This window comes from Streptomyces sp. NPDC029169 (assembly GCF_055563935.1).
This window is the reverse complement of record NZ_JBVHXA010000005.1, coordinates 57,394-81,178: the sequence shown is the minus strand read 5'-3', so window position 1 is coordinate 81,178 and position 23,785 is coordinate 57,394. Positions and strand designations below refer to the sequence as shown.

The 23,785-nt window shown below is 71.2% G+C and carries 23 protein-coding genes, 1 other RNA gene and 1 pseudogene; 13 read left to right on the top strand and 12 right to left on the bottom strand.

Translation table 11 applies throughout. From position 1 onward, the window contains the following. The first annotated feature begins 209 nt into the window (after positions 1–209). The 5 genes from ACZ4VI_RS11690 (at position 210) to ACZ4VI_RS11670 (ending at position 5,458) form a co-directional block, all read left to right on the top strand. Positions 210–1,250: an ABC transporter substrate-binding protein gene (locus ACZ4VI_RS11690; RefSeq protein ID WP_467998960.1), complete on the top strand. Its 1,041-nt coding sequence runs from the start codon at positions 210–212 to the stop codon at positions 1,248–1,250. A 161-nt stretch (positions 1,251–1,411) separates the two neighbouring features. Further along, positions 1,412–2,230 carry a Nif3-like dinuclear metal center hexameric protein gene (locus tag ACZ4VI_RS11685; RefSeq protein WP_467998959.1) on the top strand — a complete coding sequence of 273 codons (819 nt, stop codon included), beginning with the start codon at positions 1,412–1,414 and terminating at the stop codon, positions 2,228–2,230. Further along, positions 2,227–2,970 (top strand): zinc ribbon domain-containing protein, encoded by a 744-nt coding sequence (locus ACZ4VI_RS11680; protein ID WP_467999304.1) that lies wholly within the window; start codon positions 2,227–2,229, stop codon positions 2,968–2,970. The genes ACZ4VI_RS11685 and ACZ4VI_RS11680 overlap by 4 nt, the downstream gene beginning before the upstream one ends. Further along, the gene (locus tag ACZ4VI_RS11675; RefSeq protein ID WP_467998958.1) at positions 2,970–4,550 is read left to right on the top strand and encodes a bifunctional RNase H/acid phosphatase; all 1,581 of its coding nucleotides are present in this window, start codon (positions 2,970–2,972) and stop codon (positions 4,548–4,550) included. The genes ACZ4VI_RS11680 and ACZ4VI_RS11675 overlap by 1 nt, the downstream gene beginning before the upstream one ends. A 74-nt stretch (positions 4,551–4,624) precedes the next feature. Further along, complete coding sequence (locus tag ACZ4VI_RS11670; RefSeq protein ID WP_467998956.1) at positions 4,625–5,458, top strand: GNAT family N-acetyltransferase; 834 nt, start codon at positions 4,625–4,627, stop codon at positions 5,456–5,458. A gap of 7 nt (positions 5,459–5,465) precedes the next feature. On the opposite strand, the gene eda is transcribed toward ACZ4VI_RS11670, so the two are convergent. Together eda and yaaA are read right to left on the bottom strand one after the other, a co-directional pair. After that, on the bottom strand, positions 5,466–6,098 hold the full coding sequence (gene eda, locus ACZ4VI_RS11665; protein ID WP_467998954.1) for a bifunctional 4-hydroxy-2-oxoglutarate aldolase/2-dehydro-3-deoxy-phosphogluconate aldolase: 633 nt from the start codon (positions 6,096–6,098) through the stop codon (positions 5,466–5,468). 143 nt (positions 6,099–6,241) lie between these two features. Next, positions 6,242–7,009: a peroxide stress protein YaaA gene (gene yaaA / locus ACZ4VI_RS11660; RefSeq protein WP_467998953.1), complete on the bottom strand. Its 768-nt coding sequence runs from the start codon at positions 7,007–7,009 to the stop codon at positions 6,242–6,244. A gap of 97 nt (positions 7,010–7,106) precedes the next feature. Between yaaA and ACZ4VI_RS11655 the strand changes: the two genes are divergently transcribed. Then, positions 7,107–8,549, top strand: a complete 1,443-nt coding sequence (locus ACZ4VI_RS11655; RefSeq protein ID WP_467998951.1) for an RNB domain-containing ribonuclease — start codon at positions 7,107–7,109, stop codon at positions 8,547–8,549. Here the strand turns inward: ACZ4VI_RS11655 and ACZ4VI_RS11650 are convergent. Beyond that, positions 8,500–9,321 (bottom strand): hypothetical protein, encoded by an 822-nt coding sequence (locus tag ACZ4VI_RS11650; protein ID WP_467998949.1) that lies wholly within the window; start codon positions 9,319–9,321, stop codon positions 8,500–8,502. The two genes, ACZ4VI_RS11655 and ACZ4VI_RS11650, sit on opposite strands and share 50 nt — an antisense overlap. Before the next feature lie 4 nt (positions 9,322–9,325). Beyond that, the gene (locus tag ACZ4VI_RS11645) at positions 9,326–10,090 is read right to left on the bottom strand and encodes a MerR family transcriptional regulator (RefSeq protein ID WP_467998947.1); all 765 of its coding nucleotides are present in this window, start codon (positions 10,088–10,090) and stop codon (positions 9,326–9,328) included. Positions 10,091–10,204: 114 nt separating this feature from the next. Between ACZ4VI_RS11645 and ACZ4VI_RS11640 the strand changes: the two genes are divergently transcribed. The 4 genes and pseudogenes from ACZ4VI_RS11640 to ACZ4VI_RS11625 all read left to right on the top strand — a co-directional run bounded on the left by ACZ4VI_RS11640 (position 10,205) and on the right by ACZ4VI_RS11625 (position 14,256). Then, positions 10,205–10,762 (top strand): Uma2 family endonuclease, encoded by a 558-nt coding sequence (locus ACZ4VI_RS11640; RefSeq protein ID WP_467998946.1) that lies wholly within the window; start codon positions 10,205–10,207, stop codon positions 10,760–10,762. A 30-nt stretch (positions 10,763–10,792) separates the two neighbouring features. Further along, positions 10,793–11,191: RNase P RNA component class A (gene rnpB, locus ACZ4VI_RS11635), an RNA gene on the top strand. 441 nt (positions 11,192–11,632) lie between these two features. Continuing rightward, positions 11,633–12,370, top strand: coding sequence for a dienelactone hydrolase family protein (locus tag ACZ4VI_RS11630; protein WP_467998944.1), 738 nt, complete (start codon positions 11,633–11,635; stop codon positions 12,368–12,370). Positions 12,371–13,899: 1,529 nt separating this feature from the next. After that, positions 13,900–14,256 (top strand): annotated as a pseudogene (locus ACZ4VI_RS11625) (hypothetical protein). A 61-nt stretch (positions 14,257–14,317) separates the two neighbouring features. On the opposite strand, the gene ACZ4VI_RS11620 reads toward ACZ4VI_RS11625, so the two are convergent. Further along, positions 14,318–14,770: a hypothetical protein gene (locus ACZ4VI_RS11620; protein WP_467998943.1), complete on the bottom strand. Its 453-nt coding sequence runs from the start codon at positions 14,768–14,770 to the stop codon at positions 14,318–14,320. A 438-nt stretch (positions 14,771–15,208) separates the two neighbouring features. After that, complete coding sequence (locus ACZ4VI_RS11615) at positions 15,209–15,763, bottom strand: hypothetical protein (RefSeq protein WP_467998942.1); 555 nt, start codon at positions 15,761–15,763, stop codon at positions 15,209–15,211. A 383-nt stretch (positions 15,764–16,146) separates the two neighbouring features. Between ACZ4VI_RS11615 and ACZ4VI_RS11610 the strand changes: the two genes are divergently transcribed. Then, a complete protein-coding gene (locus ACZ4VI_RS11610; RefSeq protein WP_467998941.1) occupies positions 16,147–16,290 on the top strand; it encodes a hypothetical protein in 144 nt (47 codons plus the stop codon). Positions 16,291–16,457: 167 nt separating this feature from the next. On the opposite strand, the gene ACZ4VI_RS11605 is transcribed toward ACZ4VI_RS11610, so the two are convergent. After that, the gene (locus tag ACZ4VI_RS11605) at positions 16,458–17,432 is read right to left on the bottom strand and encodes a beta-ketoacyl-ACP synthase 3 (RefSeq protein WP_467998939.1); all 975 of its coding nucleotides are present in this window, start codon (positions 17,430–17,432) and stop codon (positions 16,458–16,460) included. A gap of 302 nt (positions 17,433–17,734) precedes the next feature. On the opposite strand from ACZ4VI_RS11605, the gene ACZ4VI_RS11600 reads away from it, so the two are divergent. Together ACZ4VI_RS11600 and ACZ4VI_RS11595 are read left to right on the top strand one after the other, a co-directional pair. Further along, positions 17,735–18,094, top strand: a complete 360-nt coding sequence (locus ACZ4VI_RS11600) for a helix-turn-helix domain-containing protein (protein WP_467998938.1) — start codon at positions 17,735–17,737, stop codon at positions 18,092–18,094. Further along, positions 18,091–18,885 carry a 4'-phosphopantetheinyl transferase family protein gene (locus ACZ4VI_RS11595; protein ID WP_467998936.1) on the top strand — a complete coding sequence of 265 codons (795 nt, stop codon included), beginning with the start codon at positions 18,091–18,093 and terminating at the stop codon, positions 18,883–18,885. The genes ACZ4VI_RS11600 and ACZ4VI_RS11595 overlap by 4 nt, the downstream gene beginning before the upstream one ends. A 165-nt stretch (positions 18,886–19,050) precedes the next feature. Here ACZ4VI_RS11595 and ACZ4VI_RS11590 read toward each other — a convergent pair whose 3' ends face one another. The 5 genes from ACZ4VI_RS11590 to ACZ4VI_RS11570 are packed head-to-tail and all read right to left on the bottom strand — an operon-like array spanning position 19,051 to position 23,512. Next, positions 19,051–19,968: an SDR family NAD(P)-dependent oxidoreductase gene (locus tag ACZ4VI_RS11590; protein ID WP_467998935.1), complete on the bottom strand. Its 918-nt coding sequence runs from the start codon at positions 19,966–19,968 to the stop codon at positions 19,051–19,053. 27 nt (positions 19,969–19,995) lie between these two features. Continuing rightward, on the bottom strand, positions 19,996–21,012 hold the full coding sequence (locus tag ACZ4VI_RS11585) for an SDR family oxidoreductase (protein ID WP_467998933.1): 1,017 nt from the start codon (positions 21,010–21,012) through the stop codon (positions 19,996–19,998). Next, entirely contained in the window at positions 21,009–22,334 is a 1,326-nt protein-coding gene (locus ACZ4VI_RS11580) for an NAD(P)/FAD-dependent oxidoreductase (RefSeq protein ID WP_467998932.1), read from the bottom strand. The genes ACZ4VI_RS11585 and ACZ4VI_RS11580 overlap by 4 nt, the downstream gene beginning before the upstream one ends. Positions 22,335–22,394: 60 nt before the next feature. Beyond that, positions 22,395–23,261, bottom strand: coding sequence for a class I SAM-dependent methyltransferase (locus ACZ4VI_RS11575; protein ID WP_467998930.1), 867 nt, complete (start codon positions 23,259–23,261; stop codon positions 22,395–22,397). Then, the gene (locus tag ACZ4VI_RS11570; protein ID WP_467998928.1) at positions 23,258–23,512 is read right to left on the bottom strand and encodes an acyl carrier protein; all 255 of its coding nucleotides are present in this window, start codon (positions 23,510–23,512) and stop codon (positions 23,258–23,260) included. The genes ACZ4VI_RS11575 and ACZ4VI_RS11570 overlap by 4 nt, the downstream gene beginning before the upstream one ends. Positions 23,513–23,785 lie beyond the last annotated feature (273 nt).

Genomic DNA, 23,785 nt, shown 5'->3' with positions numbered 1-23,785 from the left:
TCACTTCACACATAAGGGTGGCCGTGAATCGATTCTGCTGAGGGGAGGGGGCCGGTTGTGCTGGTGAGATGAGTGGTGCGTAAGGTAAGGCGATCCTAAGTGGAGCCTGTGACTCCGGGTGTGGGGTGTCCTCCCCGCCGGTTTTCGCCCGGTTTCCGCTGCGGTTCCGAGTCGCCGTCCCCGCCCCGTACCCGTACAGGAGTAGCCCTATGTCCCTCCGCCGCCGCGGCACCGTCGCCGCCGTCGCCCTCGCCGCCGCGCTCTCCCTCGCGGCCTGCGGAGGCGGCGACGACGCCCCGGGCGCCGCCCCGGAGAAGAAGGAGGGCGCCGCCAAGAAGGACGTCGCCAAGGGCGGCAAGGACTTCGGCGACGCGGCCGTCAAGACCGCGGCGATGGGGACGGACGCCAAGCCCGGCCAGTTCCCCCGCACCCTCACCCACGCGCTCGGTACGACGGAGATCACCGCCGCCCCGAAGCGCGTCGTCGTCCTCGATGTCGGCGAGCTCGACAACGTCGTCTCGCTCGGCATCAAGCCCGTCGGCTACGCCCCCTCCGAGGGGGACGATGGCATCCCCACGTACCTGAAGAAGGACGCGGGCGACCCCAAGTCCGTCGGCACGATCAACAACCTCAACCTCGAGGCGATCGCCAACCTGGAGCCCGACCTGATCCTCGGCAGCCAGCTGCGCGCCGCGGACAAGTACGACGAGCTCTCGAAGATCGCCCCCACCGTGTTCTCCATCCGCCCCGGCTTCACCTGGAAGGAGAACTACCTCCTCAACGCCGCGGCCCTGGACAAGACCGCCGACGCGAAGTCGAAGCTCGCCGCGTACGAGACGAAGGCGCAGCAGCTGGGCACGGACATCGGCCCGAACAAGCCGACCATCTCGATGGTCCGTTACCTGCCGGGCAAGATCCGGCTCTACGCGAAGGCGTCCTTCATCGGCACGATCCTGGAGGACGCGGGCCTGCCCCGGCCCACGAACCAGCAGGTCAACGACCTCGCCGCCGAGATCAGCCCGGAGAAGATCGACCAGGCCGACGCCGACTGGATCTTCACCGGCGTCTACGGCGACCCGAAGGCCACCAAGCGCGACACCGCCCAGGCCAACCCGCTGTGGAAGAACCTCAAGGCGGTCAAGGCCGGCCAGGCCAAGGACGTCCCGGACGAGACCTGGTACCTGGGCCTCGGGGTGACGGCGGCGAACAGCGTCCTCGACGACCTGCGCGCCGACCTCGTCAAGAAGTAGCGGTCGCAGCGGCGGAGCCCCTGGCGCCTATCGGCGGCGCCAGGGCCCCTCTCGGCCGAGACCACCGCAACCATCAATTGAGCAACCCCGACGGCGCCCAGCCACCTCCGCGAGAGCGGCGCCGGTTTAGGCGCAAAGAGGGGCCAGGTAGCCTTTGCCTCGTGCCCCGTCTGTCTGAAGTCATCGCCGCGCTCGACGCTCTCTGGCCCCCCGAGCAGGCCGAGGCGTGGGACGCCGTCGGCACGGTCTGCGGCGACCCCGACGCCGAGGTCACCCGTGTCCTGTTCGCGGTCGACCCCGTCCAGGAGATCGCCGACGAGGCGATCGCGCTCGGCGCCGACCTGATCGTCGCCCACCACCCGCTCTATCTGCGCGGTACGACGACGGTCGCGGCCTCCCACTTCAAGGGCCGCGTCGTGCACACCCTGATCAAGCACGACATCGCCCTGCACGTCGCGCACACCAACGCCGACACCGCCGACCCCGGGGTCTCCGACGCCCTCGCCGGCGCCCTCGACCTGCGCGTCACCGGCCCCCTGGTCCCCGAGAACAACCTCGGCCGGATCTGCGAGCTGGACCACCCCGAGACGCTGGCCGAGTTCGCGGCCCGCGCCGCGAAGCGGCTGCCCGCCACCGCGCAGGGGATCCGGGTCGCCGGAGACCCTGGGATGACCGTCCGCCGGGTCGCGGTCAGCGGCGGCTCCGGCGACAGCCTCTTCGACGCCGTACGGGCCGCGGGCGTGGACGCCTTCCTCACCGCGGACCTTCGCCACCACCCCGTCTCAGAGGCGACGCAGCACTCTCCGCTGGGCCTCGTCGACGCCGCCCACTGGGCCACCGAGTGGCCCTGGTGCGAGCAGGCCGCCGCCCAGCTCGACAGCATTTCCGACCGCCATGGCTGGGACCTGCGCGTCCACGTCTCGAAGACGGTCACCGACCCCTGGTCCTCCCACCACACCTCCCCTGGAGCCCCCAACTGAACGCCGCGCCCGCCGACCAGATCCGACTCCTCGACGTCCAGGCCCTGGACGTCCGTCTCCAGCAGCTCGCCCACAAGCGCAAGTCCCTGCCCGAGCACGCCGAGATCGAGTCGCTGAACAAGGACCTCACGCAGCTGCGCGACCTGCTCGTCGCCGCGCAGACCGAGGAGAGCGACTGCGCCCGCGAGCAGACCAAGGCCGAGCAGGACGTCGACCAGGTGCGCCAGCGCGCCGCACGGGACCAGCAGCGGCTGGACTCCGGCCACGTCTCCTCCCCGAAGGACCTGGAGAGCCTCCAGCACGAGATCACCTCGCTCGCCAAGCGCCAGGGCGACCTGGAGGACATCGTCCTCGAGATCATGGAGCGCCGTGAGTCCGCGGCGGAGCGGGTCACCGAGCTGACCGAGCGCGCCGCCGCCGTCCAGGCCAAGGCCGACGACGCGACCGCCCGTCGCGACGCGGCGCAGGCCGAGCTGGACGCCGAGGCGGCGTCGGTCGGCAAGGAGCGCGAGCTGGTGGCCGGTTCCGTCCCGGCCGACCTGCTGAAGCTCTACGAGAAGCTGCGCGAGCAGCAGGGCGGGGTCGGCGCGGCGCGGCTGTACCAGCGCAAGTGCGAGGGCTGCCACATCGAGCTGAACATCACCGAGCTGAACGAGGTCCGGGCGGCCGCCCCGGACGCGGTCGTGCGGTGCGAGAACTGCCGCCGGATCCTGGTCCGTACGTCGGAGTCCGGCCTCTGATGACCGTGCGGCTGATCGTCGAGGCGGACGGCGGCTCGCGGGGCAACCCGGGACCCGCCGGGTACGGCGCGGTGGTCCTGGACGCGACGACCGGCGAGACGCTGGCGGAGCGGGCCGAGTACCTCGGCGTCGCGACGAACAATGTCGCGGAGTACAAGGGCCTGGTGGCCGGGCTGAAGGCCGCGCGCGAGCTGTTCCCCGACGCCTCGGTCCACGTCCGGATGGACTCCAAGCTGGTCGTGGAGCAGATGTCCGGCCGCTGGAAGATCAAGCACCCGGACATGAAGCCGCTGGCGGCGGAGGCGGCCCGGGTCTTCCCGCCGGGCCAGGTCCGCTACGAGTGGATCCCGCGCGAGCAGAACAAGCACGCGGACCGCCTCGCGAACGAGGCGATGGACGCGGGCAAGCGGGGCAGGCAGTGGGAGCCGTCGGTGTCCACGGCGGCCCTGGACACGTCGGCGGCCCGCGCCGCGGCCGCCGCCCCCTCGGGTCCGCCCGGCGACGCGACGGCGGGCGCGGCCCGCGCGAGGGCGGCGCTGGCGGGTGCGGGTACGGGTGCCGGTACGGGCGCGCGTGCCGGTGCGGGCGCCGGTGCGGCCCGCCCGTCCGGTGGGGCTGCCCTCCCCGACGAGGGCCTCTTCGCCGCCGATGCGACCATCGCGGCCCAGGCCCGCGCCTTGGTGGCCACGGCCGCCACGGCCGAGCGCGAGTCCGCGGCGAGCGGCGACTTCGAGGCCGAGGCCGGCCGTGCCGCCCACGGCCGCGCCCGTGCGCAGGTCCCGTCGGCCGGCGGACCGGCCGCAGGGCCGGAGCAGGCCGCGGCCGCTGCCGCGCCCGGCCGGACGGCGGTGAGTGGACAGCCCGGTGCACAGGAGCCGGTGTCCGCCGCGCCCGGCGGCGAAGGTGCCGCCCGCACCAGCGGGGCCGCCGCGCCCGGTTGGGGGGCGCCCGACATGGGAGCCCCTGCCACGTTCGTGCTGTTGCGGCACGGGGAGACCGCGCTCACGCCCGAGAAGCGGTTCTCCGGGAGCGGGGGTGCCGACCCCGTGCTGTCGGCCGCCGGGCTGCGGCAGGCCGACGCCGTCGCCGCGGCGCTCGCCGCACGCGGCACGATCCAGGACATCGTCAGCTCGCCGCTGAAGCGGTGCGTGCAGACCGCCGAGGCCGTCGCCGTCCGTCTCGGGCTCGACGTACGGATCGAGGACGGCCTCCGCGAGACCGACTTCGGGGCCTGGGAAGGGCTGACCTTCGCCGAGGTACGCGAGCGGTACGCCGAGGACCTCGACGCCTGGCTCGCCTCGCCCAAGGCCGCCCCGACCGGCGGCGGCGAGAGCTTCGCGACCGTCGCCCGCCGCGTCTCGGCGACCCGGGACCGGCTGACCGCCGCGTACCCCGGCCGTACCGTCCTCCTCGTCACCCACGTCACGCCCATCAAGACCCTGGTGCGGCTGGCCCTCGGCGCGCCGCCGGAGTCGCTGTTCCGGATGGAGCTGTCGGCGGCCTCGCTGTCGGCTGTGGCGTACTACGCGGACGGCAACGCCTCCGTACGCCTCCTGAACGACACCTCGCACCTGAGGTGACCTGATGCGGCACGGGAGGGCGGGGCCACGCAAAGCCGTGGCCCCGCCCCCGTTCCCGTAGCACCATCATCGCCATGACCTGGCACATCACCGAGAACGCCGCCGCCTTCCGCGCTGCCGCCCATGACCACTTCGCCGCCGACCCCGCGCGCAACACCGTGCTGCTCACCCTCAGCGAGGGCGCCCGGAGACGGCCCATCGCGTCCGCCCGGTACGGCTGGTGGGCCGAGCCGGACGGCCGGGTCACCGGAGCCTTCCTGCTCACGCTGCCCCACGAGCCGGCGCTCGGACCGATGCCCGTCGTGGCCGCCCGTGCCCTCGCACATGCCCTGCCGGACGCGGCGGAGGTGACGACCGTACGGGGCGAGGAGGCGCCGGCCGAGGCGTTCGCGCGGGAACTGTGCCGGACGTCCGGCCGGTCCTGGACGACCACGCGCCGGATGCGGCTCCACCGGCTCGGCGACCTCACCCCGCCGCACCCCGCGCCGCCGGGCCGGGCGCGGGTGGCGGGCGCCGCGGACATTCCGCTGGCCGTGGAGTGGATGCGGCACTTCGCCCGTGACATCGGGGAGGACGACGACGTCGACTTCACCCCGAACATCGAGCCGCGCGTCGCCGAAGGCCGTCTCCACCTCTGGGAGAACGACGACTCCGGGCCGGTGTCCATGGCGAGCGTCTCGCAGGTCGTCGCGGGCCAGGCCCGGGTGTCACCGGTGTTCACGCCCGCCGGGCAGCGCGGCCGCGGTTACGCGGCCGCCGTCACCACCGCGGTCAGCCGCGCCGCGCTGGACGCCGGGGCGGAGCAGGTCCTGCTCTTCACGGACGTGGCCAACCCGACGAGCAACGCGCTGTACCGTCGGCTCGGGTACCGCCCGGTGATCGACCACGTGGGCCTGACTCTCTCCTGACGACCGGTCAGTCGGCTCGCAGCCCCGCCGCCTCGCGCGCCAGCGACTCCACCCGGGCCCAGTCGCGGGCCGCGAGGGCCTCGGGGGGCAGCATCCACGTACCGCCGACGCAGCCCACGTTGGGCAGCGACAGGTACGAGGGGGCCGAGTTCAGGGAGACGCCGCCGGTCGGGCAGAAGCGGGCCCGGGGGAGCGGGCCGGCGAGCGACGTGAGGTACGGGACGCCGCCCGCGGCCTCCGCCGGGAAGAACTTCATCTCGCTCACCCCGAGTTCGAGCAGCGCGACGACCTCAGAGGTGGTCGAGACGCCCGGCAGGAACGGCACGCCGGAGGCCTTCATGGCGTCCAGCAGGCGCTCGGTCCAGCCGGGGCTCACGAGGAAGCGGGCCCCCGCCGCGACCGCGTCCGCGACGCAGGCCGGCGAGACGACGGTGCCGGCGCCGACGACCGCGTCCGGGACCTCGGTGGCGATCGCCCGGATCGCGTCGAGCGAGGCCGGGGTCCGCAGCGTCACCTCGATCGCGTGCAGCCCGCCCGCGACCAGCGCCCGGGCCAGCGGCACGGCATCGGCGGCGTCCTCGATCACGACGACCGGGACGACGGGTGCCAGGTCGAGCACGGAGGGCGGCGCGGAGGTCATGAGCCGCATCCTGCCGGTACGTAACAGTGTGCGCAACGAGCGTTGCGCGCTGTGCAACGAGTGGGATCGGCTCGCCGGGTGCCGCCAGGGGCGGATGCCCTCGCCCGCCCGGCACGGGCAGCCTCCGCCCCCCTGTGCCTGCCCTAGTGGATCTCCTCCACCAGTACGTCCAGCGCCCCCGCCTTTCCGCCCTCCTCCACCACGTAGCCCAGATCCCGCAGCGCCTCCACCAGTTCCGCCGGGTCCTTCGGGGACGTCCCCGACTCCAGCAGGCTGCGGACGATCCGCCCCTTCGTCGCCTTGTTGAAGTGGCTGACCACCTTCCGGGTCGGCGCGTGCAGGACCCGTACCGTCGCCGTTCGGGCCGCCGTCTCGCCCTTCGGCTTCCAGGCCGACGCGTACGCCGAGGAGCGCAGGTCCAGGACGAGACCGTCCCCGGCCGCCTCCGGCAGGACCGTCGTCATCGCGGCCCGCCAGTGCGCGCCAAGGGCGCCGAGCCCCGGGAGCTTCACGCCCATCGAGCAGCGGTACGACGGGATCCGGTCGTCCACCCGGACCGCGCCCCACAGCCCCGAGAAGACCAGCAGCGACGCCCGCGCCCGCTTCCGGGCCGCCGCGTCCAGCGTGGCCAGGCCCAGTGCGTCGTACAGCACGCCCGTGTAGATCTCGCCGGCCGGCCGGGCCCCCGCCGTCCGCAGCTCCGTGTTCTTGGCGACCTCGCCACGCAGACCCTCACTCAGCCCGAGCACCTCGCGGGCCTTCTCCTCGTCGGCGGCGCACAGCTCGACCAGCTCGTCCAGAACCGCCGCCCGCGCCTCGGCCAGGCCCGGCAGGGACAGGGACTCCGGCTTGAGCGGCGTCCCGCGTCCCGATGCGGCCTTACCCTCCGACGGCGGCAACAGCACGAGCACGGTGGTTCTCCTTCGTACGTCCAGGGGCTGGGGGTGCGGCCCCAGAGCGTTCAGCCTACAAAGTGCCGGGCACCGCCCCCCGCCATACGCTCGGTCCATGCCCCGCCGCCACATCCACGTGACCGGCGCAGCCGAGGCTCCGCTGCGGGCCGCTCTGCGCGCACTCCGTACCGAGCTCGCGATCCCCGACGCGTTCCCGCCGGCCGTCCTCGCCGAGGCGGAGGCGGCGGCCAAGGCGCCGCGCCTCCCTGGCCACGACGCCACCGACATCCCGTTCTGCACGATCGACCCGCCGAACGCCACCGACCTCGACCAGGCGATGCACCTGACCCGCCGCGCCGACGGCGGCTACCGCGTGCACTACGCCATCGCCGACGTCGCCGCGTTCGTCGCGCCCGGCTCCGCGCTCGACGCCGAGGCCCACCGCCGGGTCCTCACCCTCTACTTCCCCGACGGCAAGGTGCCCCTCCACCCCGCCGTCCTTTCCGAGGGCGCCGCGAGCCTCCTGCCCGGCGAGCCCCGCCCCGCCCTGCTGTGGCGGATCGACCTCGACGCCGAGGGCCGCCGCGTCGCCACCGACGTACGCCGCGCCCTCGTCCGCAGCCACGCCAGGCTCGACTACGCGGGCGTGCAGCGGCAGATCGACTCCGGTACGGCCGAGGAACCGATCGCCCTGCTCAAGGACATCGGACTGCTCCGGGAGGCCCTCGAAGCGGAACGCGGCGGGATCTCCCTGAACGTGCCGGAGCAGGAGGTCGTGCAGCAGAACCACTCGTACGCCCTCGACTACCGTGCCCCGCTGCCCGCCGACGGCTGGAACGCCCAGATCTCCCTCCTGACCGGCATGGCCGCCGCCGACCTCATGACCGCCGCCGGCACCGGCATCCTGCGGACGCTCCCCACCGCGCCCGTCGGCGAGGTCGCCCGGCTGCGCCGCTCCGCGCACGCCCTCGGGGTCGATTGGCCGCACCACGTCTCGTACGCCGACGTCGTCCGCTCCACCGACCCCACCGACCCGCGCCACGCCGCCTTCCTGCAGGAGTGCACCACCCTGCTGCGCGGCGCCGGCTACACCGTCTTCACCGACGGCAGAGTCCCGAGCCCCGCCGTCCACGCCGCCGTCGCCGACGAGTACACGCACTGCACCGCGCCGCTGCGCCGCCTCGTCGACCGGTACGCGGGCGAGCTGTGCGTCGCCGCCGTGGCGGGCGATGAGCCGCCGGAGTGGGTACGGGCGGCGCTCCCCGCACTCCCCGACGCGATGGCGAGCGGCTCGCGGCGCGCGAACACCCTCGAGCGCGAGACCGTCGACATCGTCGAGGCGGCGCTGCTCGCGGACCGTATCGGTGAGGTCTTCGACGCGTACGTGATCGATGTGAAGGAACGCGAACCGGCCGTCGGGACCGTCCACCTGGAGGACCCCGCGGTCGTCGCCCGGATCGAGGGCGGTACGGATCCGCTGCCGCTCGGGGAGTGGCTGCGGGTCCGGCTCACGCAGGCGGAACCGGGGTCGGCGAAGGTTCGTTTCGCTCCCGCATGAGGGCCGTCAGGGCCCGGTACAGCGCGCGGGCGTCGTCGGCGTGGCAGCGCACGAGCCGCACGGGGCGGGGCGCGCCGAGGAACCGGGGTGCGTCGACCGGCTCGGTCAGCTCGATGGTGAGGGAGGTCTGCGCGCCGACGGCCAGATTCAGCTCGCCCTCCTTCTTCTCGTGGGTGAAGACCAGTTCGTTCCGGACGGCCGCGATCCGGTCGAGCGGGATACGGAGGTCGAGTGCCTTGCGCAGGCGGAGCGTGTCGGGGGTGAGGACATGGGGCCGGGTCACGGAGGCGGCGTGCACCCCGAGGACGAACAGCACCCCCGAGTACACGTCCACGACCAGCACGATCGCGTGGACGACGGGCCAGTCGGCGAGCATGTACGACATGCCGACGGTCTCCACTAGGCAGACGAACGCGAAGCCGTACATCAGGGCGGCCTGATCGCGGGCGTGCGGGAACGCCTGGTCGCCGGGGCGTACGCCGGTGCGGTGCCGGGCCACCCACAGGGCGAGGCTCGCAAGGAGCCGCAGCTCGTGCCCGACGAGCCGCAGCACGGGCTCGGGGACCAGTTCCCCGAGGGCCTTGCGGGCGGAGAGGCCGCGCCGCCGGAGGCGTACGTACGCCACGAGGCCGGCGGCGAGGAGCAGGAGGCTCGCGGCCTCGGCGGCGGTGAGGACGGGCGCGGGTATCCGTACGCCGGCGACGAGACAGACGACGAGGGCGACCTCGGCGGGCAGGGCGGCGTAGGCGACTCCGCGCAGGAGCCGGATCACGGCGTCACCGGGCCCGCTCCTGGACCAGGCGGAGCGCGAGGTGGACGGCGGCGGTCTGGGCGGGGGAGAAGTCGCCGAAGAAGGCCTCGGCGAGCCGCCCGTCCGGCATGCCCCGCTCTCCGAGCTGCGCGGCCAGCGAGTCCGGCAGCAGCCCGGCCAGCGCCCGCCCCGCCTCCGCCACGCGCGGGTCGTCCACGTCGGCGTCGGCGAGGGCGTCGAGCCGGGCGTACACGTCATGGGCACGGGCGACGACCTGCGGGTCCTCGGTCATGGTGTGCATCGCGCCGATGAGCTGGGAGCGCTCCTCGTCGGGCGCCACGGTGTCGAGGAGGGCGAGCAGCTCCCGGTCCTTGGCGGCCATGGGGGACTCCGGGACCTCACCCAGACCCGCGAACAGCTCGGCCAGCTCCGCCGACACTGGCCCCTCGGCGGTCAGCCGCCCGGCCCGCGCCTCCCCGAGCAGCTCGGCGAGCCGCGCCCGCCGCTCCCGGATCACGGCCTCCTGCCGCCCGAGGTCCGCGTCCAGCTCCTCAAGCACCTCCACCAGCTCCCGCCCCTCGTCGTCGGCAACCACGTCCCGCACCTCGTCGAGCCCGAGCCCGAGCTCCGCGAGCCGCCGGATCCGCGCGAGCAGCACGGCGTCCCGGATCCCGTACTCGCGGTAACCGTTGGCCCGCCGCACGGGCTCGGGCAGCAGCCCGAGATGGTGGTAGTGCCGCACGGCCCGCGGGGTGACCCCGACGAGCGCGGCGATCTCGCCGATTCGCATGACCCCAGTACAAACCCTGACGCTGCGACAAGGTCAAGCGGCGCCGATTTCACGATCGAGGGAACGACGTTGATCCCGCAGGAGGCGCCTACCTCTGAGTCCGACACTGACCACATGAGTGATGACGCCGCATTCCTGCTGGAGGGGTTCCTCTCACTGGGCACGCCCGAGGGCTTCCGGGCGGAGCTGGTCGAGGGGGAGATCGTCGTGACACCGCCGCCGGAGGGGGATCACGAGCGCTGCATCAGCAGGATCGTCCGCCAGATGTACAGGCGTTCCCGGACCGGCATGACGTGGTCCGGGAACAAGGGCCTCACGCTGAAGGCAGCTCCTGGTCGGCCGAGGGACCATGTCATCCCGGACGGCACTTTCGCGCCGGAGGCGGATCGCCTGTTCCACGGCGCCGAGCCATGGATGCCGTGCGAAGGGGTGGCGATGGCGATGGAGGTCACCGGTGGCCGCCCGAACCTTGACCGCGAGACCAAGCGTCGCTGTTACGCGCGCGGACGTATCCCGCTCTACCTCCTCGTGGACCGGGGCACCTCCAGGGTGACGCTCTTCGGCGACCCGGAGGGCGGCGACTACAGGGAGGCGCACATGGTGTCGTTCGGGAAGTCCCTCCCCCTCCCCGACCCCTTCGGCTTCGACCTGGAGACGGCCGACTTCGTCTGAAACGCCAGGTAGCATGACGGGTACGGCAGACGAGCCGGGCGGGCGGCCGCGTGGGGATTTTCGGGTCCTCCCGAGGAACGTCCGGGCTCCACAGGGCAGGGTGGTGGCTAACGGCCACCCGGGGTGACCCGCGGGACAGTGCCACAGAAAACAGACCGCCGGGGACTTCGGTCCTCGGTAAGGGTGAAACGGTGGTGTAAGAGACCACCAGCGCCTGAGGTGACTCAGGCGGCTAGGTAAACCCCACCTGGAGCAAGGTCAAGAAGGGACACCTCGGTGTCCCTGCGCGAACGCTTGAGGGCTGCCCGCCCGAGTTCGCGGGTAGACCGCACGAGGCCGGCGGCAACGCCGGCCCTAGATGGATGGCCGTCACCCCGACGACCGCGAGGTCCCGGGGTACAGAACCCGGCGTACAGCCCGACTCGTCTGTCGTTGGGGCTCGGACCTGGGGTTTTCTCCGGGGCCGGGCCCCGTCTTGTGCCCTCGCACCTACCGCAGTCTTTTTCGCGCGTGTGCCTTCGATGTGCCCGCGCTCTACCGGGGTTTCCCTCTATGTCGTCCCCCGCCGTGATGCACCAGGCGGGGGCGTTCCGGCATGTCCGAAACGCAGCGGAGCCCCCAGGTGCGCGCTCCTTGGCACGCCTGAGGGCTCCGATACCCGCCACTCCGCGTTTTCGCGGTTCACGTCCCCCAGTGTCGCCAAACTCTTCGGGACGAGGACCGCTGAGAGCGAGCAGAGCGGCGAAGGCCGCTTCTGCTCACACACAGAGAGCGCGCTCGGCCCTCGCATTTCAGAGGGACACGCGCGCTGTTCTGCCAGCGGCAGAACACCGGCCGGACCGGGCTCGAAGATCACTACAGTCCAGTCTCATGACGGCGATTACGACGCGCACGGTCGAGTACCCGGCGGACGGTTTGACGATGATCGGGCACCTCGCGCTCCCGACCGGCATCGACCGCCGGCCCGCGGTGCTGCTCGGACCAGAGGGCATGGGGCCCAGCGACGTCGAGCACCGCCGGGCCGATGCCCTCGCCGAGCTGGGATACGTAGCGCTGGCCTTCGACCTTCACGGCGGACGCTATTTGGGCGACCCCGAGGAGATGCTGGCCCGTTGCATACCACTGCTCTCTGATCCCGACCGAATGCGGGGCATCGGCCATGCGGCGCTCGACGTGTTGCGCACCGAACCGCGGACCGACCCCGACCGGATCGCCGCCGTCGGCTACGGCACCGGGGGCGCCATCGGGCTGGAACTCGGGCGCAGCGGCGTCAACCTGCGCGCGATCGGGACAGTCAACGCACCGACCACGGGCCGACCGGGCGAGGCAGCGCGCATCCGCTGCCCAGTGTGGGCCGGGGTCGGGTCGGAAGACCCGATCATGCCGCCCGCGCAACGGAACGCGTTCACCGCCGAGATGCAGGCCGCAGGCGTCGACTGGCGCCTCACGGTCTACGGCGGCGCCTTGCACGCCTTCCACCACCCGCCGGTCGACCACCCCACGGTCCCCGGCGTCGGCTACCACCCACAGCACGCGCAGCGAGCCTGGCGCGACGTCGTCGACCTGCTCGCCGAGTGCCTGCCCGTGACGGAGGATCTGGGGGCATGACCCCGGCAAACAGCCTGGCGCCAGGCCTGGCCCGCGTCGGGCACTGACAGTCCCCTCTCCTCAGGTCCGCACAGCAGAACCACATTCGGGCGGTGTATTCGATCGCGGAGTCGCGTTCGCAACTGCCGCAGCAAATAACGGGTTTACTGCGACGGAGCCCCTGCCGTGATCGTCGCGACCTGCGGCGGTCCGTTCCGGTCGCCAGGGCGAGGTGTACGCATTTACTGCGGCTTCACCGTACTGACCACGTGCGAACTCGTATCAAGATCAACTCATTGCCCCTTTGGCACGTATCTCGGCTGGACCCCTCGTAGCGGGGTGCTGTCCGCGTACTCGGCGAAGCGCTCACCCGGATACACCTGAACGTGCTCGGCTCAGCGGCGTCGGTTGGGACGCGTGCCGACGTCGGCAGGCCCCGTAGGGTGGCCTGATGTTCGATCGGTTTGAGATCAGAGTGCTGCCGCCGGGGCCCCGGTTCGCTGCTCAGCTGCGGTTCTGGGTCAACGGCGAGGACGTGGTCGAAGGCGCAGTCGAAGAGGGGGGCCGCGGGCCGTTCGCAGCTGATGCGCTGCCCGCCGGCCGCCCCAGTCCCCTGCAGGCGACCAGCGAAGCGCGGCGCGTGGAGCTGGGAGAACCCGAGTGCTCTGGCGGTTGCTGCGGTTTCCTGTCCGTGGTCGTGCAGCGGTGCGGGGACATTGTGCAGTGGTCGGACTGGCAGGTTCCGTACGCCCCGGCAGCCCCACCGCCCGAATTTCACTTTGCCGCGAGCCAGTACGACACCGAAGTGGCTCGCGCTGAGGCAGACCGGTGGTGGCAGGTCCCCACGTAGCCCAGCACGGCGCGGCTACCTGTCTCCAGCTCCCTGGCCTAGCAGGCTCACGACATCGCGGCCCGCGCGTACGTCCTGCTCGCGCAGCTCGCGATCAAGAACTACCAGGGCATGGCGTGGGTGGCGGCCGAGCGGGCGCGAGGCGCAGGCGGAGCTGACGGGGAACCCGGTGGTGATGGGCGAGGCCGCGCACTCCATGGGCGTCTCCTTGCGCCGGAGCGGTGACTATCAGGCCGCCATCGACCATCTCCAAGAAGCGGCAGCACGGTTGGGGCAGCATCCGGATGAACTTGCGATGCGGGGCACGCTGATGCTGACGGCTTCGTACAGTGCCGCGCAGGCCGGATGGCGGTCGCAGGCCATGGATCTGATCGGAGAGGCCGAGGAGACGGCGAAGCGCCGGGAGACGGCCGCGCAGCGGCTCTATATCCCGGGCGAGTTCGGAGAGGCTCAGACGCGGGGGTTCCGGATCAGCGTCCACCACGCGCTCGGCGAGGACGATCGCGCGCTGACGTACGCGGAGAAGCTCGGCCCGCGACGGCTGCCGACGGCCGAGCGGCGGGGGCGGATGTGTATGGACGTCGCGCGGGTCTGGCAGGCACTGGATGAGCCCGAGAAGACTTTCCACGCGCTCCGTGCCCTGGCGTCGTATGCGCCGGAGGAAGCGGCCCGGGACTGTCTGATGACGAAGGACGGCAGCATGAGCGAGGACGGCCGGATCTTCCGTGAGGCGTGGATCGCCGGCGTGAAGTAGCACTTTCCCGGCGAGCCGAAGCCGGGCTACATCGCGCCCTGGGACGACACCCCGGAGTGGGAGAGGCAGTCCGCCGCCGCGGTCTACGGGCAGGTGCGCGACTTCGTCCAGGTAAGCGGCGGACAGACGGCCAAGCTCAGCCGCGAGCAGAAGGGCCGGTTCGTCGCGCTGTGCTGGATCGCGCAGATCCACAAGCACGTCGACAACCCGAAGCTGGGCTACGTCGCCGACTGGGACGCGCTCCCCGAATGGCAGCAGCAGACCGATGCCGACATCTTCGAGCACATCGAGCAGACCATCTGACTACGTAACCGACGAAGCCCCGCTCGTCCGGACTTCTCCGTGGCGGGGGCTTCGTGTTGGGTCAGCGGCGCCAGCGTTCCGGGTCGGGGCCCTTGCAGGTGTAGACGACCCCCTTCTTACTGACTCCTGTCGATCCGGGGGTGGAGCAGTAGGCCCCGGGGGTGACGGTGCCGACGCTGCCGCTTCCGCCGGAGCCGGAGGAGTCGCCCGAGGACGAGGTACTTGAGTCGTCCGAATCCGGGTCGTCGTACGTGGGCGTGGGCTTCGGGTGCAGGTCGGTGTAGAGCTCGGCGGGGCACTTCGTGCCGGGTGCGACCAGGTGCACGTTCGGGTTGGCGTACTCGGGGATGAGTGCTGCGCCAGCCTTCGGACCTTGGAAGCACACGATCCAGTTCGCGTAGTTCTTGGGGAGGTCCACGTCGTCGTAGGCGCTGCCCGCCGCCAGCTCGCGGACGACGAGATCCTCGATCGCCTTCTCAGCGGCGGCGAACGGCTTGCCGACGACCGCGGGCATTGTGGGCTTCGGCGTGGGAGTAGGCGACGGCGTCGGGCTCGGGGACGCTGTCGGGGAGGTGGTGGCGCTCCGCGTGACGGCGGGCTGTGCCTTGGCGTCGTCCTTCGGGTCCTTCGGCGAGTCGCCGAGGAACGGCGTGCCACCAGCGCCGGGCCGGGGCCGGGGGATACGGATACGGGTACGGGTACGGCGGCTGGCCGTACGGCGGGGGCTGCTGGGGGTAGCCGTAGCCGGGCGGCGGCGTCGACATCATGAACTCCTGGGGGACGTGAAGTTGAGCGGCGCTCAACATACACAGGAGGTTCACGCTCCGTACGCTCCGTGCCTGAAACGAGACGACCCCGATTTCCGGCTACGGCGGGACGGCCCAGCATCAGGTCGCCCCCGTCCTCCTGGTGGTTATGGAGGCGGGGGCCTTTGAGGTATGCGCGGGCGGCGTCAGCTGTCGCCGGTTCCCGCCTGGGCGGCTGCGGCCGGGTGAGCAGGGCCGTGGAAGTGCTCGATTCCCTCCCATGGGGAAGGGCCGCCGAGTTGCCAGTCAAGGGGGTCTTGCTCGGGGTCCAACGAGCGCCGAGCGGCGTTCACGAAGTCCTTCTGTGCTTCGATCATCGCCGTGTGGATGGGGCGAAGGTCTTCGTAGTTCCTGGGGCGTCCGTCGAAGAGCAACGTAAGTTGTTCGATCTGCTCGCAGATGCGCACAGCGTCCGGGACGACACTGCGGTCTGCGACCAGGCTCATGGCGGCCAGGGCGGCATGAAAGTCAGGCCAGGCAAGGGCGCCATCATCGGGCATGCGGTTGTTCGTGTACGCATCCCGGAGTTCGATTTCGATGCTGGAGAACCGCGTCAAGAAGTCTTCATACGCGGCCATTTTCTTGTCTCGTATCCATTGCCGGTCCTGGGTGCGTCGCCCGAAGGCGGCACCCAGGTACACGCCGAGGACAGTGGCGGCGGCGCCGACGGCAGTGGGTATCAATACGCCCCAAGGGGCCATGTCAGTTCTCCTTCTTGGTTGGGCATCAGGCTGCCACTGAAAATGATCGGCCCCCGTCCTCCTCCTGGAGGTGGGGGCCTTCGAGATGGGCGGGTCAGTGCGTTGCCGTGTGCCAGCGCCACACGGCGGCGACGCGACGGTACGCGGCGAGAAGATCGGCGGATTCCAGCGGTCGTTGCAACACGTGTTCGTGTCAAGGCGGCTGTGATCTCCGGCGCGAACATCCCCGACGTGCCGCCCGAGCAGCCCTCGGCCTGCTCATGGCCCTCCTCGTCGAAGAGCGACACGAGCAACTGCGAGTTCGCGGGGTCGTCGAGGGAGCTCGTCACGGCGGCCGACCCGTACTCTCGCGGATCGAAGCTGACTCCTGCCTGCCCGAATCGATGAGCGTCGAGCCCGCCAGGTCGAGCACCCCGAAAGGCCCTCCGATCCTGTACTTCGACAACGGACACGGCTGGCTCCGGTACACGTTCGTGCGGCGGACCGAGGACCCTCAGATCCTCGCCGAGGAGGTGTTCTGGCAGTGACCGAGACCGCAGACCAGGCGCGGGCCAAGCTGCCGGGCGCGGTGGGGGGCGGGTGAGGGGGATGATGACCTCCCGGCCGGTCTCGCCGACGAGCGCGGGGTGGGCCCGTACACGATGGCGGCTATGCCCCGGCGTACAGCCCGACTCGTCTGCCCCTGCTCCCCCGATCAGGGGCAGATCACTACCTGCGCCGCGTAGCTGAGGCCCGCGCCGAAGCCCATCAGCAGGATGGGGTCCCCCGGTCGGACGTGGCCGAGGTCGATGAGGCGGGACAGGGCCAGGGGGACGGACGCCGCCGAGGTGTTGCCCGTCTCCACGATGTCGCGGGCGATGGCGGCGTCGGTGGCGCCGAGGCTTGCCGCGAGGCGTTCGATCATCCGCAGGTTCGCCTGGTGGGCGACGAAGCCCTTGAGGTCCGCGGGGGAGAGCCCGGCCCGCGCACAGGCCGCCTCGGCGACCGCGACCAGCTCCGTCGTCACCCAGCGGTAGACGGCCTGGCCCTGCATCGTCACGCTGCCGCGCCGGTCGGGGATGGCGATCAGCCCGGCCTTGTCACCGTCCCCGCCCCACACCGTGGGATGGATCCCCGCGTGCTCGGCCGCGACGACGACCGCGGCGCCGGCTCCGTCGGCGAAGACCGTCGCCGTGTCCACGTCCTCGGGGTCCACCCAGTCGGTCATCCGCTCCGCGCCGATGACCAGCGCGCAGCGACTCGTATGGGAGCGGATCAGGCCGTCGGCGATGCCGAGGCCGTAACAGAAGCCTGCGCAGGCGGCGTTGACGTCGAAGGCCGCCACGTGCGGGATGCCGAGCAGCGCGGCCACGGACCCCGCGCCGTTCGGCATGGGCGAGGGCATGGAACAGGTGGCCAGCACAAGCAGGTCGACATCCGCCGGGGTGAGACCGGCCGCCGAGAGGGCTTTGGCGCCCGCGGTCGCGGCCATCCCGGCGACGGAATCGTCCGTACCGGCGTAGCGCCGCTCGCGTATGCCCACGCGCCGTTCGATCCACTCCGCCGAGACACCGAGAGATTCAGCCAGCTCGTGGTTGCCGACGACTCTTTCCGGGCGGGTGCCGGCGACGGCCGCAATGCGGGATCCGGGTGCGGCGTCGAGGGCGGTCAGGGGAGACGAAGAGAACAACGTAAGACCCTCCGGTGATCTCCGTACGCCACTGCTCGGCGATCCGGAGTGGGACAACTTGCCTGTCTAGACCAGTAGTTGAGCTTCCGTGCGTGCTCTTTGTGACGTAACTCACAGGGAGTGTCGGGGTGTCAGGCCACGATCTTCCTTAGTGTCGAGCCGACGGGGGATTGGTTGGTTATCGGCGCGTTCGACGCCCTTGGGGGAGGCGGCGGCCCGCCTGTGTGCCGGTGGGGCATTCCAGCCATGGAATCCATCCGCTCCCCCTGTGGCGATGATTTCCACAACGAGCTGGAGAGCACATGAACGGGGACCACCTTCCGATCGGCGAATCCGCCGAATCCGCCGAACCCGCGGAGACGAGAACGATCGTGGCGGGCGGCCGTGCGGCCTCCGTCGAGCCGTCGGCCTTACAGGAACTGACCCCACGGGAGCGGGAAGTGCTCAGCCTGCTGCCGGACTGCGGGGGGAACCGAGAGCTCGCCCGCCACCTCGGCATAGCGGAGCGGACCGTGAAAGCCCACCTGACCAGCATCACCAGGAAGCTCGGGCTACGGAACAGGGTGGAGGCCGTGCTCCTGTCGGTGCGGTGGGCGCAGGAGCTCCGCCCCGACGCACCGGACCTGGCCGGGCACTCCACCCCGGCGTACCCCTCGCCGTGAGCGTGCCCCTCGGCGTGAGCCTGCCCCTCGCGGTGGACGTGCCGAAGGGGGTGCCAGGGCCCGGCGAGACGACCGTACGGACGCTCTGGATTCCCGATCACGCCGCGGCCGCCGCGTCGGGCGCCTGGGTCCTGGATGCCGATGAGAGGCGGCGCGCCGCGCGGTTCCAGGATCCGGCGGCCCGCGAGCGCTATGTCACCTCCCATGTCGGGCTCCGGGTGCTGCTCGGCGCGCACCTGGGGCTGGCCCCGCAGGACATCGCGTTCTTCCGTGAGCCGTGCGGCATGCCCGGCTGCGGCGCGCCCCATGGACGTCCGGCGGTCACCGGCCATCCGGAGGCGCAGTTCTCGCTCTCGCACGCCGGGGACGTCGTGCTGTACGCGCTGTCCGGCTCGCCGGTCGGCGCCGACGTCGAGGCGAAGGAGGTGGCGCGGGACAGCCTGGAACGGAGCGGAGGACGGCTGCACCCGGACGAGCGGCGTGCGCTCGCCGCCCTGCCCGCCGAGTCGCGTCACGAGGCACTCCTGGGTTGTTGGGTACGGAAGGAGGCGTATCTCAAGGGCATCGGAACCGGGCTGCCCGGGGGGCTCGGCACCCATCACGTCGGCCTCGCCGCGGAGTTCGCCCCGGCCTGGGCGCCGGCCGGGCCCGCCGGCTGGTCCGTCGTGGACGTGCCGGCGCCCGACGGGTACCGGGCCGCCGTCGCCCTCCGCGTACCGGACGCTATGCCGGACATCGGGGCGGGTGGACCGTCCCCGTCGGTACGGGTGGCCGAACTGCGGCTGCGCTGAGGCGTGTCCGGCCGTACGTGTCCGGCCGTACGTGTCCGGCCGTACGTGTCCGGCCGTACGTGCCCGGCCGTACGTGCCCGGTCGTACGCGCCCGGCCGTACGTGCCCGACCGCACGCGCCCCGTCCCGCCCGGTCCCCCGCCCGGCGGGACGACGCGCATGCCGGCTAGCCCTCCTGCCCGGCGGCGCCGACCACCTTGTTGAGGCGGTGCATCCGTGTCGCCAGGCTCATCCGGCCCTCCAGACGGAACGCCGGCGGGCGTCGGCCGTCCACGTCGTCGAAGCCGTACTCGACCGCCAGATCGCCGGTGCTGAGCACCTGCCCCGACCGTTCCATGACCTCGGGGTCGGCGAGCAGCGCCGCGACCGCCCGGCCCACGTACTCCGGGGAGTGCACCACCGACGCGGGCCCGTCGCCCATCGCCTCCCAGGCCGCCTCCACCCGCTCCGTACGGACGAAGCCGGGGTGCAGGGAGGTCACCGCGATGCCGCGCTTGCGCAGGTCGGCGGCGAAGCCCCGGCACATGCGGTCGGAGGCCGACTTGAACACGTCGTAGGCGACCTGTCCGAGGTAGATGTCCCCGTCGGAGAAGCTGATGCCCACGACGAGGCCACTGCCCTGCGGCAGCATCAGCGGGACCAGTCGGCGCGTGATGTCGTACTGTGCGCGCAGCGAGGTCTCGAACAGGTCGTACCGCCACATCGGCTGGTCCCAGAAGGCCGCGTCGAAGCGGACCTCGTGGGAGCGCTCGTACCCTCCCCAGGCGTTGTTGACCAGCAGGTCGAGCCGGCCGTGGTCGGCCCGTACCCGCTCGACGAGCGCCTCATTGTCCGCCGGTACGCCGTGGTCGCAGCGCACGGCGATGCCCTTGCCGCCGCGGCGGGTGACCTCGTCGGCGGTGTCGTCCACCGTGCCGGGCAGGCCCTCGGTGCGGTCACCGCCGCGTGTGCTGCGGCCCGTGACGTACACGGTCGCCCCCGCGGCGCCGAGGGCGAGCGCGATGCCACGGCCCACCCCCCGGCTCGCCCCGGTGACCACGGCCACCTTCTCCCCCAGGTCAGGGGGGTTCCAGCCATCGTTCACGCCAGTGTCCTTCCGTTCTGTCCGGCTCTAGCCGAGGTGAGCCGCGGCGTACTCCAGGCTCGTCGCGTAGGCCGCCTGATCGTCGACGTGCGGGATGCCGTAGCGCTCGCGCAACTCGGGCATGGAGGTGGGCAGTACGCCACCGCTGCAGCGGGTGACCTCGCTGACGTCCCGCAGTACGGAGAGGTACGAGCGGGTCATCGGCGCGGTGCGCGCGATGGCGTCGGGGTCGAGCTCGTCGGGGTTCACCAGCGGCGGGAGGGACAGCGTGCGCCCCTGCCCGGCCGCGTGCTTGACGAGCACCTGGAGACAGGCCTCGATGTCCATCGCCTCCGGCCCGTACGTCACCCAGAACTCGCCCTCGTCGTCGCCGAGTTCGATGGCGCGCAGCACCGCCTTCGACAGCAGGTCCTGCGGGACGAAGTCCATGCGGATGCCCGGGTGCGCGGGGAGGAACGGAGCCCTGCCGCGGCCGAGCCAGTCGGACATCAGCTGGACGATCTGGCCCTGCGAGGTCCAGCCCGTCGTGGAGTCCCCGATGAGGTTGGTCGGCCGGAAGACGGTGTGGGGCAGGCCGCTGTCGCGCAGGAGCTGTTCCGCCTCGTGCTTGGAGCGGATGTAGTTCCGGCAGACGTTGTCCTCGCGCAGCGGGACGGGCGAGGTCTCCGCGAGGGCGGCGACGAAGGCCGTACTCATGAAGTGGACTGTCGCGCCCGACCGTTCGGCGAACTCGATGACCCGGCGCGTGCCCTCGACGTTGATCGGGCGGTAGCGGTCGGCGGGCAGGCCCCACTCGGTCAGGCCCGCCGAGTGGATGACGACGTCGACCTCGGCGGCGAGCGAGGCGTAACTGTCCTCGTCGAGCCCGAACCGTTCCCGCGTCAGATCGCAGCGCACCGCCGGGCCGTCCGCCTCCGGCACCGGTGCGCTGTGGGTGGCGACGAGGATGCGCGGCCCTTCGGGCTCGCGGAGGATCTCGCGGAGGATGGAGCGGCCGACGACGCCGGACGCCCCGGTGAGCAGTACCGTACGCCGACTGTTCATGCGCGGGAGTCCTGCCAGTTCATCAGCCGCGTCATCGCGCGGGCGCCGACGTACAGAGCCGGTTCGGGCGGGAACGCGGCCGGCTGCTTGCGCCGCTCGTCGTCCACGAAGAGCAGCTGGGAGTAGAGGGTGTCCTTGCCGAGAGCGAGGTCGCGCAGCACCTTGCCGCCGGTATGGGTGGCGGCGATGCCGTTGCCGCAGAATCCGTAGCCGTAGAGGATGTTGCCGCCGTTGAGGGTGCCGAAGTGCGGTGCGTAGTCACGGACGACGTCGGCGGTTCCGCCGTACGCGTAGCGGAACTCGACATCCCCCCACATGGGGAAGAACCGCAGGAACTCCTTGTGGATCTCGCGGTAGACCTCGGGGCGGTTCATGTTCCGCTGCCGCTTGTCCCGGCCCCAGTAGTACGGGGCGGGGCCGCCGGCGAACATGATGCGGTTGTCGCCGGTGAACCGGGCACAGGTCAGCAGCGCCTTGGCCTCGACCAGGCCCTCGCGCCCGGCCCACTCGACGCGGCCCAGCTGCTCGTCGGTGAGCGGCTCGCTGACCATCGCGTACGTCCAGATCGGCACGACCTTGTTGCGGAACGGCGGGAAGGCGTCCATGTGGACGTTGGTGGCGAGGACCACCTTGTCCGCCTTCACGCGGCCGCCGGTGGTGACGACGGTGGGACGGACGCCCGGCTCCACGCGCAGGCAGGGGGAGTTGTCGTAGATCGTCACGCCCTTCTCCCGCACCACCCGGGCGATGCCGCGGGCGAGCCTGAAGGGATTCACGAGCGCGCCGCCGGTGCGCATGCTGGCAAGGACCGCGGGAGAACCGATGACCGCCATCGACTCCGCCCGGGGCAGGATCTCGGCCTGTGACGCGCCCATCCGCTCGGCGAGGTCACGGTCGTGCTCAAGGCGCCTGAGCTGTCCGGCGTCGGTCGCGACCATCAGATAGTCGTTGGCTTCGTACTGTGCGTCGACGCGGTTCCTGCGGGTGAATCTGCCGATCTCCAGAATCGACCGTCCGACCGCCTGTGACGCCTCCAGCGCGCGCTGCAGCCCGAATTCCTTGACCAGCGCCTGGATGTCCTTGCCGATGGTCGGGGTGACGAATCCGTCGGCGCGGCCCGAATTCCCGTAGCCGGAGTGGTTCGCCTCGACGATACGGATGTCGAGCGCGGGTTCCGCCTCCTTGAGGAAATAGGCGGTCCACAGTCCGGTGAATCCTCCGCCGACAATGCAGACATCGCAGTCGACGTTCTCCCGCAGAGGGGCTTCGACGGTGACCGGCTCGGTGTCGTGCCAATAGACTACGTGTTTGTACGCGTTCAATGAGTGCTCCTCAACGGGCCACCGGTTGTGCTGTGGATCCCGCACGGCCACGGCCTCTGGTCACACGGCTTCGAGGATGATTCTCGACAGGCCCAGATGGCGGTTCCTGAAATGGTCGACCGTCGCGGCCAGATACCGCTCGTAATGGGCGACGTTCACTTCGCCGGCGCACTCCACGGCCTGTGCGCGGTTGGCGCGCAGGCGGCGCAGCCATTCCTGGCAGGTCCTGCTGTAGTGGTCCGGGTCATTGCGGAGGGTGACGACGTCGAAGCGCTTCTCGCTGGACTCCAGGACCTCCGACAGCGCTGGAATCTCGGATTCCGGGAAGATCGTGTCGATGATGAACATCAGGTCGCGCACGGTCTGCTTGTTCATGCGGACGTTGTTGCCCTTGATGTTCGTCTGCAGCGCGATTCTGCCGCCCTCGGGAAGCCAGTCGCGGCAGCGCTCGAAGAACGTGCGGTAGGCCGCCACGCGCTCGTCCCGGGACAGACCCGTGCGGGCGAAGTGCTCAAAGGCGCCGATGGAGATGATGGCGTCGTAGGGCTCGTCCGGCTCGTGGTCGAGCCAGTTCTCCACCCGTATCTCGGTGTTCGGCAGGGCGAGTTCACGCGCCCGCTCCGCCTGGCTGTCACTGAGCGTGAGACCCACGGCCCGCTCCACGTGATGCGTCCTGACCAGGCGTTCGAGCAGGCTCCCCCAGCCACAGCCGACGTCGAGCACCCGGCGGGCGCCGGCCGCCCGCGCACCCTCGATCAGATGGTCGAGCTTGCGCTGCTGCGCCGTCTCCAGGGTGTCGCCCTCGCCCCACAGAGCGCAGGTGTAGGTGAGATCCCGGTCCAGCCAGAGAGCGAAGAAGTCGTTGGAGACGTCGTAGTGATGTCGGATGGATTCCGCCGTGGCGCCCTGGTAGTCGATGGCGGTCACGCTTCGACGTCGCTTCCCTGCTTGGTCTCCTCGGCGAGCTTCACCAGGTCGGCCACGGTCTTCACGCTCGCGGCCCTGCTCTCGTCGAACTCGATGTCGAGGTCGTCCTCGATGCCGTAGACGATGTCGGCTATCTGGAGGCTCGACAGGCCCACCGAGTCGAAGGCGGTGTCGGCGTTCAGCGTGAAGGAATCCGCCTTGCTTCCGAGCTTCTTGGCAATGCGGGCACATACCTCTTCAGCAGTGATCACGGGACAGCCTTTCGAATGCGGAGTGTTGGTATGTCGGGGCTCGCCCCGCCTCGGTCGACGGCGCGATTCCCGGGCGGATTCCGATGAGGAGTCCGAGGCGGATTACGAGGTGGATTCCGAGGTGGATTCTGGGGTGGATTCTGGGACGGACTCCGTGGCGGAATACGGGCCCGATCGTGAGGTTGATGTCAGTGCGGGCCGAAGCCGTGCGGCGCCCATGTCCGGCAAACCCGTCCTTGACCTTGGCCGAAACCCGACCCGGCACGGGGAGCA

Coding starts and splice junctions, on each gene's coding strand:
- ACZ4VI_RS11690 (WP_467998960.1), top strand. CDS start 210: ATGTCCCTCCGCCGCCGCGGCACCGTCGCCGCCGTCGCCCTCGCCGCC.
- ACZ4VI_RS11675 (WP_467998958.1), top strand. CDS start 2,970: ATGACCGTGCGGCTGATCGTCGAGGCGGACGGCGGCTCGCGGGGCAAC.
- ACZ4VI_RS11670 (WP_467998956.1), top strand. CDS start 4,625: ATGACCTGGCACATCACCGAGAACGCCGCCGCCTTCCGCGCTGCCGCC.
- eda (WP_467998954.1), bottom strand. CDS start 6,098: ATGACCTCCGCGCCGCCCTCCGTGCTCGACCTGGCACCCGTCGTCCCG.
- ACZ4VI_RS11655 (WP_467998951.1), top strand. CDS start 7,107: ATGCCCCGCCGCCACATCCACGTGACCGGCGCAGCCGAGGCTCCGCTG.
- ACZ4VI_RS11645 (WP_467998947.1), bottom strand. CDS start 10,090: ATGCGAATCGGCGAGATCGCCGCGCTCGTCGGGGTCACCCCGCGGGCC.
- ACZ4VI_RS11640 (WP_467998946.1), top strand. CDS start 10,205: ATGAGTGATGACGCCGCATTCCTGCTGGAGGGGTTCCTCTCACTGGGC.
- ACZ4VI_RS11630 (WP_467998944.1), top strand. CDS start 11,633: ATGACGGCGATTACGACGCGCACGGTCGAGTACCCGGCGGACGGTTTG.
- ACZ4VI_RS11620 (WP_467998943.1), bottom strand. CDS start 14,770: ATGCCCGCGGTCGTCGGCAAGCCGTTCGCCGCCGCTGAGAAGGCGATC.
- ACZ4VI_RS11615 (WP_467998942.1), bottom strand. CDS start 15,763: ATGGCCCCTTGGGGCGTATTGATACCCACTGCCGTCGGCGCCGCCGCC.
- ACZ4VI_RS11610 (WP_467998941.1), top strand. CDS start 16,147: ATGAGCGTCGAGCCCGCCAGGTCGAGCACCCCGAAAGGCCCTCCGATC.
- ACZ4VI_RS11600 (WP_467998938.1), top strand. CDS start 17,735: ATGAACGGGGACCACCTTCCGATCGGCGAATCCGCCGAATCCGCCGAA.
- ACZ4VI_RS11585 (WP_467998933.1), bottom strand. CDS start 21,012: ATGAACAGTCGGCGTACGGTACTGCTCACCGGGGCGTCCGGCGTCGTC.